Below are 16,057 nucleotides of genomic sequence, written 5' to 3' on the forward strand. Positions count from 1 at the left end.
AGGTAAACAAGTGAAAATGAACGCAAATTTCAATTTTTGCTGTCTGAAACCAAGAATGATCCGTCCTTATTCATTTTAAATTTAGGGAGGATCTATACATGAGTAAACAAAAAAGATTAATTATTATTGACGGTATTCCTGGCTCTGGAAAAACGACAACAGCTAAATCCATTTTAGATAAACTAAATTCAAAACAAGTAGCAGCAAGGTGTTTTTTAGAAGAGGAAGCACTACATCCCCTGCTCTTACAAGGACCGGAGTTCAGTTCTTTCACAAATGAAGCAGAAGCAGATCAGTTCATACAGCTTCTCACCACTCGTTATCTTGACTTTGTTCAAGCTGAGCTACACAGTGCCCATGAAGTCATTATTATTGAAAGTGTGTTTCTTCAAGACACCATTAGTGTCGCTCATCTCATGGGCATGGATAAACAGAAGCTTCTCGCTTTCTCTTCTTCCCTACAGCAGATACTGGCACCACTGGCACCTAACCTTATTTACTATTATCAAGTGGATGTTGAGAAACAATGGCGGTTTATTTGCAGCGTAAGAGGAAATGAATGGGGTCCTGTCTCCCTGCATACAGATGAGGATTTCAAACAAGCTGCAGAGGTGTGGTCACGGAGTCAGTCCTTTGTCCGTGCAACTGTTAATGCGTGGGACATCCCAAAACTAATCATTGAGAATAAAGACTATCTCTGGGATGAATATCACCAGCAGATTAGTGAATTCATTGATTCGCTGCTTCCAGTTCATTAAATAAGCTCATCTAACCCCAAAAGAGGCTGTTCTAAAAGTAGATAAATCTACGTTTAGAACAGCCTCTACTTCATTTAAAGCAGCTATAGTTTAGAAGAACCTCTTCTTCCAGAAGATAACGGCAGTGACACTCGATAAAATAACGGAAATGGTCATCGCGATAAAAAAGGCATGAGGGTAATCCTGAAACGGAATTTTAACGTTCATCCCATAGAAGCTTGCGACCATCGTAGGCAGCGATAAAATAATCGTAATCGATGTCAAAAACTTCATAACAATATTCAGATTGTTGGAAATGACCGAAGCGAAAGCATCCATCATACCGCTTAATATCGTCGTATGCGTTTCAGACATTTCAATAGCCTGTTGGTTTTCTACAATGACATCCTCTAGCAATTCTTGGTCATCCTCATACATTTTCATGTATTTGCTTTTCAACATTTTCTGCATGACGATGTTGTTGGACTTTAATGAGGTTGTAAAATAGACCAAGCTTTTCTCCATATTCAATAAGGAAAATAGTTCTTTATTTTTCATCGACTGATGCAATTTTTTCTCTATTTCGTCTGTCATTTTAATAATTTGCTTAAGGTACTTCAAATATGAAGTCGCTATTAAATATAAAATTTGAAATGAAAACCTAGTTTTTTTGTACGTGTAAAATTGTTTTATTTTATTTTGTGCAAAAACGTGAAAAATCGGATTGTCTTTTAGACACACTGTAATAAAACAATCGTCCGCAATAATCATCCCTAGTGGAATCGTATCATACATGGGAATACCCTTGTCATCCGTCGAAACCAATGGCAGATTTACAACGATAAGCACATTGCTATTATCATTTTCAATCCTTGACCGTTCTTCTTCATCTAATGGATCCTTTATAAAATCCAAAGGAATTTGTGCTTTAGCAGCTGCTAGATTCATTTCTTGCTCCGTTGGTGCTACAAGATTGACCCAGCATCCTGAAGTAATCTCATCCGTTTCTTTCAGTATTCCGTGCTCGTCAGTAATATAAATATTCAACATGGTTACAACCTCCTCAGATTAATGAGGAAGCCAGAAATGCCCCTGCCATACAAAAGAGTTGACCTTCAGTTCAGTAATCAATCTTCTGAAGATTGGTTTGTTCATGACTTCCCCCTGCAACAAGCTTGGCTCGGGTTCGGCGCTACTTCGACTATCCATTACAGAACTCAACTCCTTTTTTTCGCTATGGTTAAGCACGCTCATTATAATACGCCAAATAAATGAAAATGTCATGAAATTAAAAAAATCATAAAAAAAGATGGCCCGTGCTTGCAGGGACCACCTCTTGTACGCCTAAATATGGCATTTGCTTATTCAAGCGCTATCCTCAGACAGCGCTGCTTTTCACTATTCAACCTATTCATTTAACGCTGGAATTTCCGAAGGAACCCATAGATTAGCAACGTCGATCCCTTTTTCATCTCTACTCTTTAAGTCTCTCAAAAACTCAAGAAAACCATATGCCGGTTTCCATCCAAGCATCTCCTCTGCCTCTGATAGATCATRCTGCTCAACTTGTTTTGGCAGCGTCAACTCATACTTCTTCAACAGGCGGCTTGCGCCCGGCACTTGTGTCTCACACCATTCTGCGCCAAGCTCGCTGAAGTTTTGAACAACCTCTTGCGGCATATGATGATTGGTATGTACAATTGTGCGAAATAGCCCAATCTTCTTTTCCAAAGCTGCTTTGACCGATGCCACTGTAGCTGCCGCCACATCTCGTCTGTCTACCCCATTGCGAAGTAATCGTTCCCCAAACTCTAAATATGGCCGAGGAATAAATTCATGATAACGCAGCATTGCAATCGATGCGCCTGTCATTTCATGATAAGCCTTGCAGAGGTCTTCCCCGATGACTTTGCTTACTCCATAAACCGAGCCCCATCCGAATGCCATCGAGGAGGCATAGACAATCGCTTTTATACCCGCTTGCTTGCATGCTTCTAATAGATAAAAAGTACCATCGACATTAACAGAAAAAATAGTTTCATCACTAACTGGCGGATTGTGTGCACAGTGCCATGCTGCCAGGTGAACAACGGCATCCATGCCCTCCACCGCACGCTGTACATCGCCTGGCGTCCTAATGTCACATCTAACAAACTCAAGCTGCTTCAAATCATCAGACTGAGGGGGCATAACGTCTGCCATCCGAACGGTATAACCAGCTTGGGCCAATGCTTTGCATACGGCCTGACCTCCATTGCCCGCAGCCCCTGTCACAACAACTCTCATTTCGTTCACCTCGTCAGTTTTATCGTAATTTAAAATGGTATAGCTTGGTTGGTTAATATCATGATAACGCTTCCAAAAATATCAGAATCATTTGTTTATTCATCTGCTTAAGCCTTACAAGTCTAATAATAGTACAACGATATACAAATATGAAGTACGCAATTTCTTTTTACTTAGTAACCTAAAAGTAACCTATGGATATACATGGCAGTAAGCATGCAAATCAGAGGAGATTCTCATCTCCCCCTGGTTTAATGTCCGTTGGATTGGACGATTCTCATACTTGAATTTCCTTATCTTGTTTAAAATATTCAATAATTTTTTCTTCTATTTTATTAAGATCCCCCTAATTTCATGCGGTTGATCAACTAAATAATTTGGATCCTCTCCCAGCAATGATTCTTTTGTATCCAATCCCCAAGACACTGCAATGACATCGATTTCGCATTTCTTGCATGCAATAATATCTCTTGTTTCATCACCGATATAAATTACATCTTCACGATTTAAATGATTATCTTTCAAATATTTTTTTAGCGTTTGATGTTTTCCAAATAGTCCATTTGACGATCGAACTTCATTGATACCCTTGAAATTTTGAGTATGTAAAAAATTAGAGACATTCGCTGCAGAGTTCGATGTAATGATTGCGATTTTATAACCTTCACTTTGAAGTGCATTTACCACTTCTCTCATCTGATCAATAAATAATATCGAGCTAAGATGCTGTTTATAGCGCTCCTTAAATTCCTTTCCTATTTTTCTAATCAAAAGGAACTTGTACATCGGAACGTTTAAAGCTTTAAACCGTTCTTTTAATGATAAATGGTTTAATAATTTGTATTCTTCATGATTTACTTTTTTAAAATTATATTTTACTGCTAATTCGTTATAAACAATCATAATTTCCGACGTTGAATCTACTAGTGTGCCGTCAAAATCAAATATTATATGTTTATACATCTATTAAATACACCCTCAATCTATCACTGCTGCTTTAGGTAGTTGAACCTCAAATTCATGAACATAAATAGCGTTGCCAGTAATCTCGATATCGAGCTGATCAACATTCCTCGTTACCGATACACCAACTCTGCCATTGCGGCCAATCTCTTGCCCTTGTTCAACGACAAGATGAATTGATTTTTCCGAGTTGTTATCTATGTACTTCGCGTAGTATGCACCCATTACACCAGAAGCCGTACCTGTTACGGGATCTTCAATCGTTCCTGAAAATGGCGATGAGAAATGACGAGCATGCATCTGTGCATTCACATCGTATGTTTCTAAACAAAACGGATGGATGGACGCCCTTGGCATTTCTTTTAAAATATGCGGAAACAACGAATTGTTTGGCTTCATTTTACTGAAAGTGCTTAGGTTTTTTATAGGAATTAATAAGGTCCACGCACCGGTACTTCCATACACAGTGGGGAGCTCCGTCTCGATCTCACTTTCATCGATGCCCATAGAATGAGCCAGCTCCAATAAAGAACCATGGAATGGCTGAAATTGAGGAGCGGCTTGCCGCATCGTAATAAGAGGTTCACCATTTGCATCAAAATCGATTTTTATCGGCAATACTCCAGCTTTTGTTTCAATCGTGAATGCTGACGGATGTTCCAGCAGCCCTTTCGTTTGCAGCGCATATATGGTTGCCATCGTTGCATGACCACAAAGATTTATTTCATGGCCTGGCGTAAAATAACGAATTCGAAGATCAGCCTTATCCGATTTCAGCGGAAATGCCGTCTCATTGAAGCCTACTTTTTCTGCGATGGTCAGCATCTGCTCTTCGGAGAGATCATCACCATTAAATACGACTCCCGCAGGGTTTCCCATGTTTGGAATATTGCTGAATGCGTCATAGTGATACACATTGATCGTTCTCATAAACAGTCCCCCCCCTACTCAGCGTATTCAATTTTTATTAAAGTGGAGAATAAAGTTGTACTCACTTATTGTAGAGAATCGGACTCAAACCAATTGGTTATACTTTTCGTTTTCGTAAAACCTAAATATTTGTACGTGATCGTTACATTCTGTATGGGTTGATGTTCATAGCGAATTCGGAGACCGTATTGCATTGGTGTATGTTCTTTTTTCTCTAGTGCTGCTTGAATCTCACCTCGAGAAAGCGCTGGATAAATAGAAGAGGCCGATAGTTTCATAAACTGAGTAGCCGGATCTGAATTCGGAAGGACCTGCACCATATGAGTAGAATCATAAGAGATGCCTAGTTGAACGTCATCCGAGCGATCTTCACCATTCACGCTGACCTTCTTAATGTCGATTTTCTGAAACCCTTCATTGCTGAGCTCAACGACATACTCTACTACCTTTCCATCATGATTATTGATTCGTTGAAGTCCGTTATTTACTAACGGGTCCGTTATTCGATACCAAATAATTACGGATAAAACCAATGCGATAAGAATGAACAAGCTGAAACTTACAACTGTTCTCTTCACGCTCCAACTCTGGTTCATATCAAGCCTCCCATTACATTAATTGGATGATTTTGTATTTACTAAATTATATTCGTCAATCTAAAATAAATCCAACTGCTCGATAATCGGGGGCGGCGGCTCATTCGGACTTTCGCCGTTCGGGCGAGTCAGTCCCAGTATCTCCATCATCCGCTTCGCGTTGTCTGCTGCGTCCCCTCCGGAATTGTTATTAAAAATGACGTAAATATGCTCGCTCTGCTGCTCCAGCAGCCGCAGCTTATTCGCCCAATCTTGCAGCTCTTCCTCGCTATAGCGATATAAATACCGAACTTCGCGCCAATTCGGTGCACTGGCTTGATTCCAGCCAGACACATTGCGTCCATGGAACCTCACAATAGTTGATTGTGCATCGGTTGCTGTGAGAACGATCGGTATGGAGCCTATTCCTGCCTGCGGCTCATCACAAACACTGTGCATCCACTGCTCCTGCCTCATGAAATCCAGCGTTTTTTCACAGTACTCCTGTGTAAACCAGCTTTGATGACGGAATTCCAGCGCACAAGGAATGCCATTCATTCTTGCTTTTGTCTCCCGCAGAATTCGCACATTGGCTGCTGTACAATCAAACCACGGCGGATACTGGAACAAGGCTGCCGTCAATCGGCCTGTCTCCATTACGGGCTCCAGCATTTGTCGGAATGCACCGAACATTTCATTTGTCTCCGAAGCCGGCACGGTAGGTCCGCGCTGATGTCCGGTCATCCCTTGATAAGCTTTAACGACGAAGTGAAGGGATTCCGGCGTATCCGCCAGCCATTTGCTGAATCGCTCTTTAGATTGTATGGCATAAAAAGTGCTGTCTACCTCTACAACAGGAAAATGTTTTGCATACTGCCGCAGCTTGCTGCCCGCTTTGCTAACTGGAACATACAGCTGGTCATGATCGCCCCATCCTGCAAGGCCTATTGAAATCATATCTTCACCCTCTTAAATACATTCATTCATGGCGTGCTCTTAATCTAATTATTTCTATTAAATGAACACAAATACTCATTTTTCACTTCCGCGATCATCGTCCGGTTTCTTCCCGTATTCTTAGCCTTATACAAGGCTTGATCTGCCAGTACAAACAGCTCATCCGCGTTTCTTGATTGTGATGGAAAATGAGCAATGCCAAGTGAAATGGTAATCCTATGCTTTAAGTGATTCTCACTGTTTTCCATCGATTCCCGAATGCGTTCAGCAACCTCATAAGCATCATGCACATTAGTATAGGGCAGCAGAACAACAAACTCCTCGCCTCCATAGCGACTGCATAAGTCTCCTGGCCTTATCGTAGCCATGACGATTTTCGACAAATGCTGAAGTACTCTGTCCCCTTCTTGATGTCCGTACGTATCATTAACCAGCTTGAATCGATCAATATCCAGTACGATGATGGAATAGTTTTTTTGCTCCTCTATCCATTGCTTCATCGTTTTTTCTAAGCTTCTTCGGTTGCTTAAGCCCGTTAATGCATCCGTCATTGCCGCCTGGGTTAGCTGATCTGTTTTCAATTGTATGCCATTCAAAGCAAGCACTACCGTTTTGGTTAGCACATCCGCTTCGCGATTCCAGTGCTGATCCATCGTAAGGAGCTTTTGTTCCTTGTTCCCCATGTTGCCCACGATATTGGCAAGCATAACAAATGGCCTTGCTAGTCGGTGAGCAAACCAAATCGTAGCGAGCATTAATAGAATAAATGGTAAAAGCGAATAAAGCAAAATCTGTCGGATTTGGATATTAAGTTGTGCTTTAATCGTACTCATTTCGGAATATACTACAATTCCCCATTCATTTTCCGGCACATAGGAATACCCAGCCAATAAAGAAATCCCATCTGTTTTCGTAAGTGTATACCCGCTTTTTCCTTGCTTGAGCTGCTGAACAATCGGATAGGAGCTAATATTTTTGCCAATTTGAATGATATTAGAATCGTAAAGAAGACTTCCATCAGAGTCTACAACATATAAGCTCGATCCGCTTTCATTAAGACCGTAATTTCCAAAAATCATGTTTAGGACATTATCTTTTTGCAAATAGATGCTCCCGCCAATAAAACCGCGATAGATTCCTTTTTCGTCATATAAAGGCTCACTGATAAATACGATAAGCTGTTTCGTAGATGGGCTCATGAATGGTTTTGATATATATGGTTTTTTACCTTTAAATGCCTCAATCGCTGCATCCGTAACAATTTTCTCCCCTTTAGCCCCAATAGAAGAAGGAGAAATATTCCTAATCACGCCTGATTCATCTACGACCATAATCGAGTTAAAATAGTTGCTGCTTTTACGGATGAGATCAAGATAGTCCGCATCTGCCGCATTAACCACTGAATAAAAAGAAGCAGCATTTTTGAGGCTGCTGCGCATGGATATAAAGAGAGAATCCATCGTTTGACTCATCTTAGAAGCGGTTGAAAGATTTAGAGTTAGCGTTGTTTCATATAATGATTGTTTCTTGTATTCATAAGATACAAAAAGCAATATCGATAACGTAAGTAGAACTGAAATCGATACTAATCCGATTAAAAGCGTAGCCAAACTGATTTTATTTTTCTTTTTCTCTGTAATTTTGCGCAGTATATACATACTACTCACCCCTTAACAAGTCCGAAATCTCAAAAAAATAAGTTGCTATATTACGAATAGTTACCTCCTTATCGTTCTTATGCATAATATTACCATGTAGTGACAAAATCGTCTTTCATTTGTCAAATATCGACATCAACCCATTAAAAGAAAAAGAAAGCCACGTTTCGGAAACGTGGCTTGACCTTTATGATTAAATTATAACTATCGCTTCGCCTTGCTTTTGTGAACAAGATTGATCTTCTCTTCCTACCCTAATTACCCTGCTTTTTCACTCGTCCAATTAATCCGTGCAATGTTTGAATAAACCCATGTCCAGTTAGACGCCCTAATCCTCCATACGCACAATCTAATTCATTATATTGTTTGGTTCGATCTATTCGAATACTAGGGCCATTGATTAAAATAGGCACGGGATCGCCGGTATGCTCACCGATTTCACAAGGGGTAGAATGATCAGCCGCCACAGCCAAATATACATCTTCAGATATTCCCTGCGCTATAATCCCTACCATTTGATCAAACAATTCAATCGCTTTTGCTTTTTCAAACGGTTTATTATCATGCCCCTTAACGTCGGGTGCTTTTAGATGCACTAATACAAAATCATTTTCAGAAATTTCTTGAAGCGCCAGCTTAGCTTTTAGTACAATGTCCGTATCCATATTTCCTGTCATTCTACTATCTGTTACCGGTTTAAATCCAGCCAATTTGGCAACGCCAAGTACGGTACTTTCTCCAGCAATACAGCTTCCCTTCATATGAAGAGCATCGGTTATGGGATCAAGCTGAATCATCTGTCCAGCTCCACGCGTGAGAATAAAATTAGCTGCTAATTCCCCTTGTTTCATACGCTCTACATTAACAGGATGATTGGATAAGATGACATGCGCTTTATGAAGAAACAAATTTAGAACCATCGCTGTTCGTTTGGACTCCGCCGAGGAATCAAGCGAGACTATAGTATGATATGGGCTGCCATCGTTTGGCGCTTTCGGATCTGAATCGCTGATTTGATCACTGAGCCCAGTTCCTCTTAATATAAGTACAGCACGATGCTCTGTAGCCGGTTTGAAATATATGCTCACTCCCATTATTTCTAACCCATTAATCGCGTCAGCAAGCTCTTCTGTTCCATTGCGTATCCGTCCTGCCCTGCGATCAACGACAATCCCATTCTCATCCACTGCAGCAAAGTTGCACCTCAGCACGATATCGCCCGGAAGAACATTCATGTTAATTCCTAAAGCCTCAATTGGCCCGCGTCCCGGATAATGATGAGGCTGATAGCCAAACAAAATTAGATGCCCCATATCGGTGCCTACTGGAATGCCAGGGCTAATCAAATCCATGATGCCTGTAACCCCCGTAGAAGCTAATCTATCTAGATTAGGTGTATCTGCATATTCCAATGGCGTTTTGTTTTCAAGCAAAGGATGTGGAAGATCCCCTATTCCATCTGCAATAGCTAAAATAACTTTTCTGTTCAATATGGCTCCCTCCTGCTCTCTCTATATTCCGATTACTTTAAACCAAGTAAAGATCGCCAAGCTAATTACGCATGCTCCGACAAAACAAGTAACTACCGCATATTTCACTTGATCCAACACCGAGAAGTATCCTGTTCCAAAATAGATCGTATTTACCTTCGAATGCGGCGGAAGTGTAATGGTATAAGTCATGGTCATAGCTGCTGCTAATGCGAGAGGCACAGGGTCCATGCCGAGCGTTTTCGCTAAAGCGATGAATGCTGGTATTAATATAGTGACCCTCACTGTTTTACTCGTAAATATAAGATGACTGTACATGCTAAGGAATACGACAACGACATATACCCAAACATGATTCATGCTTTCCAATCCGAGCGCAGCGACTACTTTTCCAATAATCCATTCTGCGCCGCCGGATTTATCCAATGCATTACCTACTGCATAAGCGCCTGCTGCAAAAATCATGAGCTCCCATTTGATGTTCGTTTCTTTCCAGGTCAACAAACCTACCCTTGGAAGCAAACAGAGAAGTGCTGCGAGTACAGCGGTCTGTTCCGTACTGAGTTCAAAGCCAAACCAAGCGTTATGGTAATCTCCTGTAGCCCATAATGCCACCGTAAGGAGGAATATCGTTACTGCCTTTTTCTCATCTAAAGAGAAGGAACCTAATTTTAACAACTCATTTTTTAACGTATCCCTCGCATGATCGAAGTGGGATTCACTTTTGATGGAGAAGAGCTTTAAACCAATGAAGAAAGTAATCATCATCGTAATAATTGCAGTTGGCATAGAGGCGAGAAGCCAATCCATATAACCAATATCTCCGCCCGCTTGTTCATTAATGAAACCAACAGCTATGATATTGCCAGAAGTAGCTGTCATAACACCCGAGGTAGCAAGCGCATCTGCTTGCACGCCTTGAAGCATCATTACTTTTCCAAGATTGCTCTCACCTGGCAGCGCTTTATACACCTCTAATAAAATCAAGCATATAGGCACCATGAGCGTAGCTCTTGCTGTAGTTGAAGGAACAAAAAAAGCTAAAATAAAATTAATGACGATTAATAAAAACAATGTCTTTTTTGGCGTTTTACCAAACTGCGTGACCATCCATAAGGATAAGCGTCTACCCAAATTTGATTTTATCATGGCCGAAGTGAGGATGAATGCGGAAACCATCAGCCAGATCACATCAAATCCTAACGTACCGAATGCCACTTCTTGATCTTCAACTGCTCCTACTAATGGAAGAAGCAAAATAGCGATGATAGATGTTAAGTAAATAGGCAGCGGAGTCGTAATCCATAAAATCAATGCTCCTGTAAATATTGCAATTGCTCTTTGAGCTTCTAAGCTCATGCCTTCCGGTGTAGGCATAAAGAACAAAAGCAGCCCCACAATAAGTGCAAGTGGAATACCAAATCTTTGCATCCCTTCTTCAAGACTCCCTTTTTTCTTCATAGGCGGCTTTTTAGTCTCATTTTCAACATCTCGCGAGACTTCACTCATCTTGCATCCTCCTCAAACTAATAATGTTACCGTTTTCATTTTATAAAACCAGAAAATATAATACAATTTGATTAACTTTGAATAACCATAACGTTTCGTTATAGATTATTTTTAAATGATAAGTCGAAAGGTGTCGTGGAAATGAATATCAATAAACTTCAGACCTTTATTACGCTAACAGAATGCTTAAACTTTACAGAAGCAGCGGAACTTCTCTACTGCTCACAACCATCGGTAAGCATGCAAATTCAAAGTATAGAAGAAGAGCTTGGCGTTCCTCTATTTGACCGAATTGGCAAAAAGCTTTATTTGACGAAACAGGGAGAAAATTTCAAGCCATACGCAGAGCAAATTATTAACCTGCTTCATACAGCCAAAGACCATATTAAGCAGCTGGAAGACTTATCATACGGAACTTTATCGTTTGGTGCGAGCAATTTTGTAGGCGTTTATTTGCTTCCTATGATCCTTAGAGGTTATACCAAAAAATTTCCGCAGATTAAAATAAACATGAACATTACAGCTTCAAATCACCTTGTTCATATGTTGGAATCCAACAAAGTAGAGTTTTTAATTATTTCTGATCGTATTGAAATCGATGAATCCCGTTTTCAGCGTAAAACCTTTTACGAGGATGAGCTTGTCTTAATTGTAAGCCCCTTGCACCCGCTTGCTCATAAACAAGAGTGCACACTCGAAGATTTGGTCAACGAAACGTTAATTATTAAACCCGATAAATCAGCAACACGCATTTACTTAGAGAAAAAATTTGCTGAGTACGGGCTTGAGTTTCCTACGCAAATGGAAATTAGCAATTTAGAAGGAATTAAACAAGGGGTTATTCATGAGCTTGGGGTATCTATTGTTTCTAGCTTTGCTATCCAACAAGAGATCAAAAGCGGCTTATTGGTGAAGGTGAACATTAAAGGAGTAAAATTCAATAGAGGAATTAGTTATGTCTATCATAGGAATAAGCATCTTTCCCCTGCGGCCAAACAATTTATTTCTTTGCTGGATACTAATTATTTATAAACGCAGATATCGGATTGCTTTCCACTATTTTTGCAGATTGCTGCCCGCAATACACGAATTTAATTTTGCAGCTGTTTTACTTATTCGTTTGTAGACGTATACTTAGTCTATACCAAATGTAAGGAGCAACTATCCAATGAGCTATGAATCCTATTTTCAGAACCTAAGAGAACAACATTTGGATGAGCTGAAGCAGTTTTTGACGATCCCGAGTATTTCAGCTTTATCCACACATAAAAACGACATGAACGAAGCAGCAAAATGGGTTGCAGCCAAATTAGAGAAGGCTGGTCTTGAGAATGTGGAGATCCATCCTACCGCTGGGCATCCCATCGTGTACGCCGAGCATATCCATGCACCAGGCAAACCGACAGTACTTATCTACGGCCATTATGATGTGCAGCCTGTAGATCCGCTTAACCTTTGGGAGACTCCTCCTTTTGAGCCAACCATCCGCGATGGCAAATTATATGCTCGTGGTGCAACCGATGATAAAGGCCAGCTTTTCCTGCATGTAAAGGCGGTTGAGGCGCTTCTAAACCAAGAAAATGCGCTTCCAGTCAACGTTAAGTTTTGTATTGAAGGCGAGGAAGAAATTTCAAGCCCTAATCTGCCGACCTTTATGGAAACGAATGCGGATAAGCTGAAGGCTGACGTCATTGTCATCTCAGATACATCGCTTCTTGAAAAAGGAAAACCAGCTATTTCTACTGGGCTGCGCGGACTGTGCTCCCTTGAAGTAACGATACTTACTGCCAATACCGATCTGCATTCGGGTTCATTCGGCGGCGGCGTTCCGAACGCTCTTCACGCCATGATTTCCTTGCTGAGCTCATTGCATGATGATCAAGGCAGAGTTTCAATCGAAGGTTTCTATGAAGGTGTGCCAGAGCTTTCCGCTGCTATGCGTGAAGAGTTCCTAAAGCAAAATCATAATGAAGAAGAATTAAGAAAAAATCTCGATCTTGACGCCCTGTACGGGGAAGAAGGATATTCCTTTGTTGAGCGTACAGGCGCAAGGCCAACTCTTGAACTGAACGGCGTTTATGGCGGGTTTCAAGGCGAAGGTTCGAAAACGGTCATTCCAAAAGAAGCTCACGCCAAAATCACTTGTCGTCTAGTTGGCGATCAGGACCCGACTCAAATACTAGAGCGTATTGTAACTCATCTGGAATCGCATGTTCAGTCCGGTGCAAAGCTAATTATAAAACGCGGCGAAAAAGCTCGTGCCTTCGACATGGACCCATCAAATCCAATGCTCCAAAAGGCAGCCGATGCTTACGAAAAAGTATATGGCACTCGCGCGCTCTTCACGAAGGATGGCGGCTCGATTCCAATTGTCGAGACATTCTCCCGTGTATTAGGCGCTCCTGTCGTCATGATGGGCTTCGGGCTTCCAGACGAAAATCTGCATGCTCCTAATGAACATTTCAACCTTGAGAACTTTGACAAGGGACTTCTGACGATTGTTGAATTTTTGAAACAACTTTAAGCCGAGGCGTAAACGGAGCTGTTCTAAGCGTAGATTGATCTATGCTTGGAGCAGCTCCTGCTTTTTTTCTGATGGAGCTTGGGCAGAACGATGTTCTCCCCTTATCATCCGTATAGCTAACGAACCCAGTAGGTCTTAATTAAACCATTTGTTATGAATTAAAATTGTAACGAACTCCAGAATCTTTATTTTGAGAAAATTGACTCATGACACCCTATAAATCAACCTATAGTGCTGATACGGTTCGTTAAAATGAAAGGAAAGTAGTTTTCATTATAATAAGCATAATACAGTTCGTTAGAGAAATGATTCTGCGACGATATGTGCTTAGCCTAATAAGCAATCACAATAAAGGCAGCTGTGCACTCAATTTTTTTGAGCTGCACAGCTGCCTTTTTCATGAAATTATGACTGTTTATTTAGCTTCTTCAAGCGAAGCAGCGCCGTCAAAATGATCAAAAACGCCACGAGAGCCAGCATTGGAATGGTAATAAATCCAAACCAGTTCAAATAGTCTCCCTGACAAGAAACGGGGCCGCACGCAGCAAGCGGAGAATCATGCGGCAGCTTTTGCAGCACTGTATGATAAAGCGAGAAGCCTCCACCAATTACAACTAAAGGCAGTGCGTATGATACGATGCCTTCATCTCCCTTAGAGTAGGCTATGCCTAGTAATAGTGCCAATGGATACATGAATATTCGCTGGAACCAGCATAAGCTGCATGGTGCAAAATGCATAACCTCACTCAAATACAAGCTTCCCGCCGTCGCCAAAACTGCTGTAGCCCAAGCCACAAACAACCAAAATGATTTTTTCTTAGCCAAATCCTCTTCCACATCATTCGCCTCGGCTTCCATAGGTTATATTACTTTTTTTCTATCTCCTATTCTCCCTCGATAGGGAGGGTAAAAACATGACTCGAAAGGGCTATTGCATGTGAATTATATTTGTGAATTGTAAGCATCAATGCGTGCTTACAGCTTCTTTTCGGCGTAGGCGAACGTGCAAAACACTGCTGTAAGAACCTATTTGCGCTTACAGCTGCAAAGTAACCTCAGTTTGTCCGGTGTAAGAACATATTCGTGCTTACTGATTCATTCCGGCGTCGGCGAACGTGCGAACCATTGCTGTAAGAACCTATTTGCGCTTACAGCTGCAAAGTAACCTCAGTTTGTCCGGTGTAAGAACGTATACGTGCTTATTGCTTCATTTCGGCGTCGGCGAACGTCCGAACCATTGCTGTAAGAACCTATGTGTGCTTACAGCTGCAAAGTAACCTTAGTTTGTCCGGTGTAAGAACGTATGCGTACTTACAGCTTCATTTCGGCGGAGGAGAACGTGCGAAACACTGCTGTAAGAACCTATTTGCGCTTACAGCCACAAAGTAAACTCAGTTTGTCCGCTGTAAGAACGTATGCGTGCTTACAGCTTCATTCCGGCGTAGGCGAACGTGCGAAACAATGCTGTAAGAACCTATTTGTGCTTACAGCCACAAAGTAACCTCAGTTTGTCCGGTGTAAGAACGTATACGTGCTTACAGCTTCATTCCGGCGTCGGCGAACGTGCGAAACACTGCTGTAAGAACCTATTTGCGCTTACAGCCACAAAGTAACCTCAGTTTGTCCGCTGTAAGAACGTATGCGTGCTTACAGCTTCATTTCGGCGGAGGCGAACGTGCAAACTACTGCTGTAAGAACCTATTTGCGCTTACATCTGCAAAGTAACCTCAGTTTGTCCGGTGTAAGAAAATATACGTGCTTACAGCTTCTTTTCGGCGTTGGCGAACGTGCGAACCACTACTGTAAGAACCTATTTGCGCTTACAGCCACAAAGTAACCTCAGTTTGTCCGGTGTAAGAACGTATACGTGCTTACGGCTTCATTTCGGCGTTGGCGAACGTGCGAACCACAGCTATAGGAACCTATTTGCACTTACATCTGCAAAGTAACCTCAGTTTGTCCGGTGTAAGAACGTATACGTGCTTACAGCTTCTTTTCGGCGTAGGCGAACGTGCGAACCACTACTGTAAGAACCTATTTGCGCTTACAGCCACAAAGTAACCTCAGTTTGTCCGCTGTAAGAACGTATACGTGCTTACAGCTTCATTTCGGCGTTGGAGAACGTGCGAACCACAGCTATAGGAACCTATTTGTGCCTACAGCCACAAAGTAACCTCAGTTTGTCCGCTGTAAGAACGTATGCGTGCTTAYAGCTTCTTTTCGGCGTMGGCGAACGTGCGAACCATTGCTGTAAGAACCTATTTGCGCTTACAGCTGCAAAGTAACCTCAGTTTGTCCGGTGTAAGAACGTATACGTGCTTACAGCTTCTTTTCGGCGTAGGCGAACGTGCRAACCAYTGCTGTAAGWACCTATTTGCGCTTACAGCTGCAAAGTAACCTCAGTTTGTCCGGTGTAAGAACGTATACG

At 41.6% G+C, this 16,057-nt stretch carries 14 protein-coding genes; 3 read left to right on the plus strand and 11 right to left on the minus strand.

Translation table 11 applies throughout. The annotated features are described in order from the left end of the window. Positions 1–98 precede the first annotated feature (98 nt). A complete protein-coding gene (locus tag AB4Z50_RS17005; RefSeq protein ID WP_441880803.1) occupies positions 99–758 on the plus strand; it encodes a hypothetical protein in 660 nt (219 codons plus the stop codon). Between the two features lie 90 nt (positions 759–848). Here the strand turns inward: AB4Z50_RS17005 and AB4Z50_RS17010 are convergent, their stop codons facing one another. From AB4Z50_RS17010 to AB4Z50_RS17055, 10 genes are all read right to left on the minus strand, one after another. Beyond that, complete coding sequence (locus AB4Z50_RS17010; RefSeq protein ID WP_339205042.1) at positions 849–1,787, minus strand: magnesium transporter CorA family protein; 939 nt, start codon at positions 1,785–1,787, stop codon at positions 849–851. An 18-nt stretch (positions 1,788–1,805) separates the two neighbouring features. Next, positions 1,806–1,946: a hypothetical protein gene (locus tag AB4Z50_RS17015; protein WP_179089775.1), complete on the minus strand. Its 141-nt coding sequence runs from the start codon at positions 1,944–1,946 to the stop codon at positions 1,806–1,808. A 198-nt stretch (positions 1,947–2,144) separates the two neighbouring features. Beyond that, entirely contained in the window at positions 2,145–3,023 is an 879-nt protein-coding gene (locus AB4Z50_RS17020; protein WP_441880804.1) for an NAD-dependent epimerase/dehydratase family protein, read from the minus strand. Between the two features lie 327 nt (positions 3,024–3,350). Beyond that, positions 3,351–3,986 carry an HAD-IA family hydrolase gene (locus tag AB4Z50_RS17025; RefSeq protein WP_441880805.1) on the minus strand — a complete coding sequence of 212 codons (636 nt, stop codon included), beginning with the start codon at positions 3,984–3,986 and terminating at the stop codon, positions 3,351–3,353. A gap of 15 nt (positions 3,987–4,001) precedes the next feature. After that, the gene (locus AB4Z50_RS17030) at positions 4,002–4,916 is read right to left on the minus strand and encodes a PhzF family phenazine biosynthesis isomerase (RefSeq protein ID WP_441880806.1); all 915 of its coding nucleotides are present in this window, start codon (positions 4,914–4,916) and stop codon (positions 4,002–4,004) included. A gap of 65 nt (positions 4,917–4,981) precedes the next feature. Beyond that, a complete protein-coding gene (locus tag AB4Z50_RS17035; RefSeq protein WP_441880807.1) occupies positions 4,982–5,512 on the minus strand; it encodes a hypothetical protein in 531 nt (176 codons plus the stop codon). A 60-nt stretch (positions 5,513–5,572) separates the two neighbouring features. Next, entirely contained in the window at positions 5,573–6,448 is an 876-nt protein-coding gene (locus AB4Z50_RS17040; RefSeq protein WP_441880808.1) for a DUF72 domain-containing protein, read from the minus strand. 44 nt (positions 6,449–6,492) lie between these two features. Continuing rightward, positions 6,493–8,106: a sensor domain-containing diguanylate cyclase gene (locus tag AB4Z50_RS17045; RefSeq protein WP_441880809.1), complete on the minus strand. Its 1,614-nt coding sequence runs from the start codon at positions 8,104–8,106 to the stop codon at positions 6,493–6,495. A gap of 254 nt (positions 8,107–8,360) precedes the next feature. Further along, positions 8,361–9,596, minus strand: a complete 1,236-nt coding sequence (gene apgM, locus AB4Z50_RS17050; protein WP_441880810.1) for a 2,3-bisphosphoglycerate-independent phosphoglycerate mutase — start codon at positions 9,594–9,596, stop codon at positions 8,361–8,363. Positions 9,597–9,617: 21 nt separating this feature from the next. Next, entirely contained in the window at positions 9,618–11,105 is a 1,488-nt protein-coding gene (locus AB4Z50_RS17055; protein WP_441880811.1) for an SLC13 family permease, read from the minus strand. A 141-nt stretch (positions 11,106–11,246) separates the two neighbouring features. Between AB4Z50_RS17055 and AB4Z50_RS17060 the strand changes: the two genes are divergently transcribed. Continuing rightward, positions 11,247–12,137, plus strand: a complete 891-nt coding sequence (locus AB4Z50_RS17060) for a LysR substrate-binding domain-containing protein (RefSeq protein ID WP_441880812.1) — start codon at positions 11,247–11,249, stop codon at positions 12,135–12,137. A 136-nt stretch (positions 12,138–12,273) separates the two neighbouring features. After that, complete coding sequence (locus AB4Z50_RS17065; RefSeq protein WP_441880813.1) at positions 12,274–13,629, plus strand: dipeptidase; 1,356 nt, start codon at positions 12,274–12,276, stop codon at positions 13,627–13,629. 405 nt (positions 13,630–14,034) lie between these two features. Here the strand turns inward: AB4Z50_RS17065 and AB4Z50_RS17070 are convergent, their stop codons facing one another. Then, on the minus strand, positions 14,035–14,487 hold the full coding sequence (locus AB4Z50_RS17070) for a disulfide oxidoreductase (RefSeq protein WP_441880814.1): 453 nt from the start codon (positions 14,485–14,487) through the stop codon (positions 14,035–14,037). Positions 14,488–16,057: the final 1,570 nt, after the last annotated feature.

It is taken from the genome of Paenibacillus sp. 2TAB26, from assembly GCF_052115145.1.
Taxonomy (GTDB): Bacteria; Bacillota; Bacilli; order Paenibacillales; family Paenibacillaceae; genus Pristimantibacillus.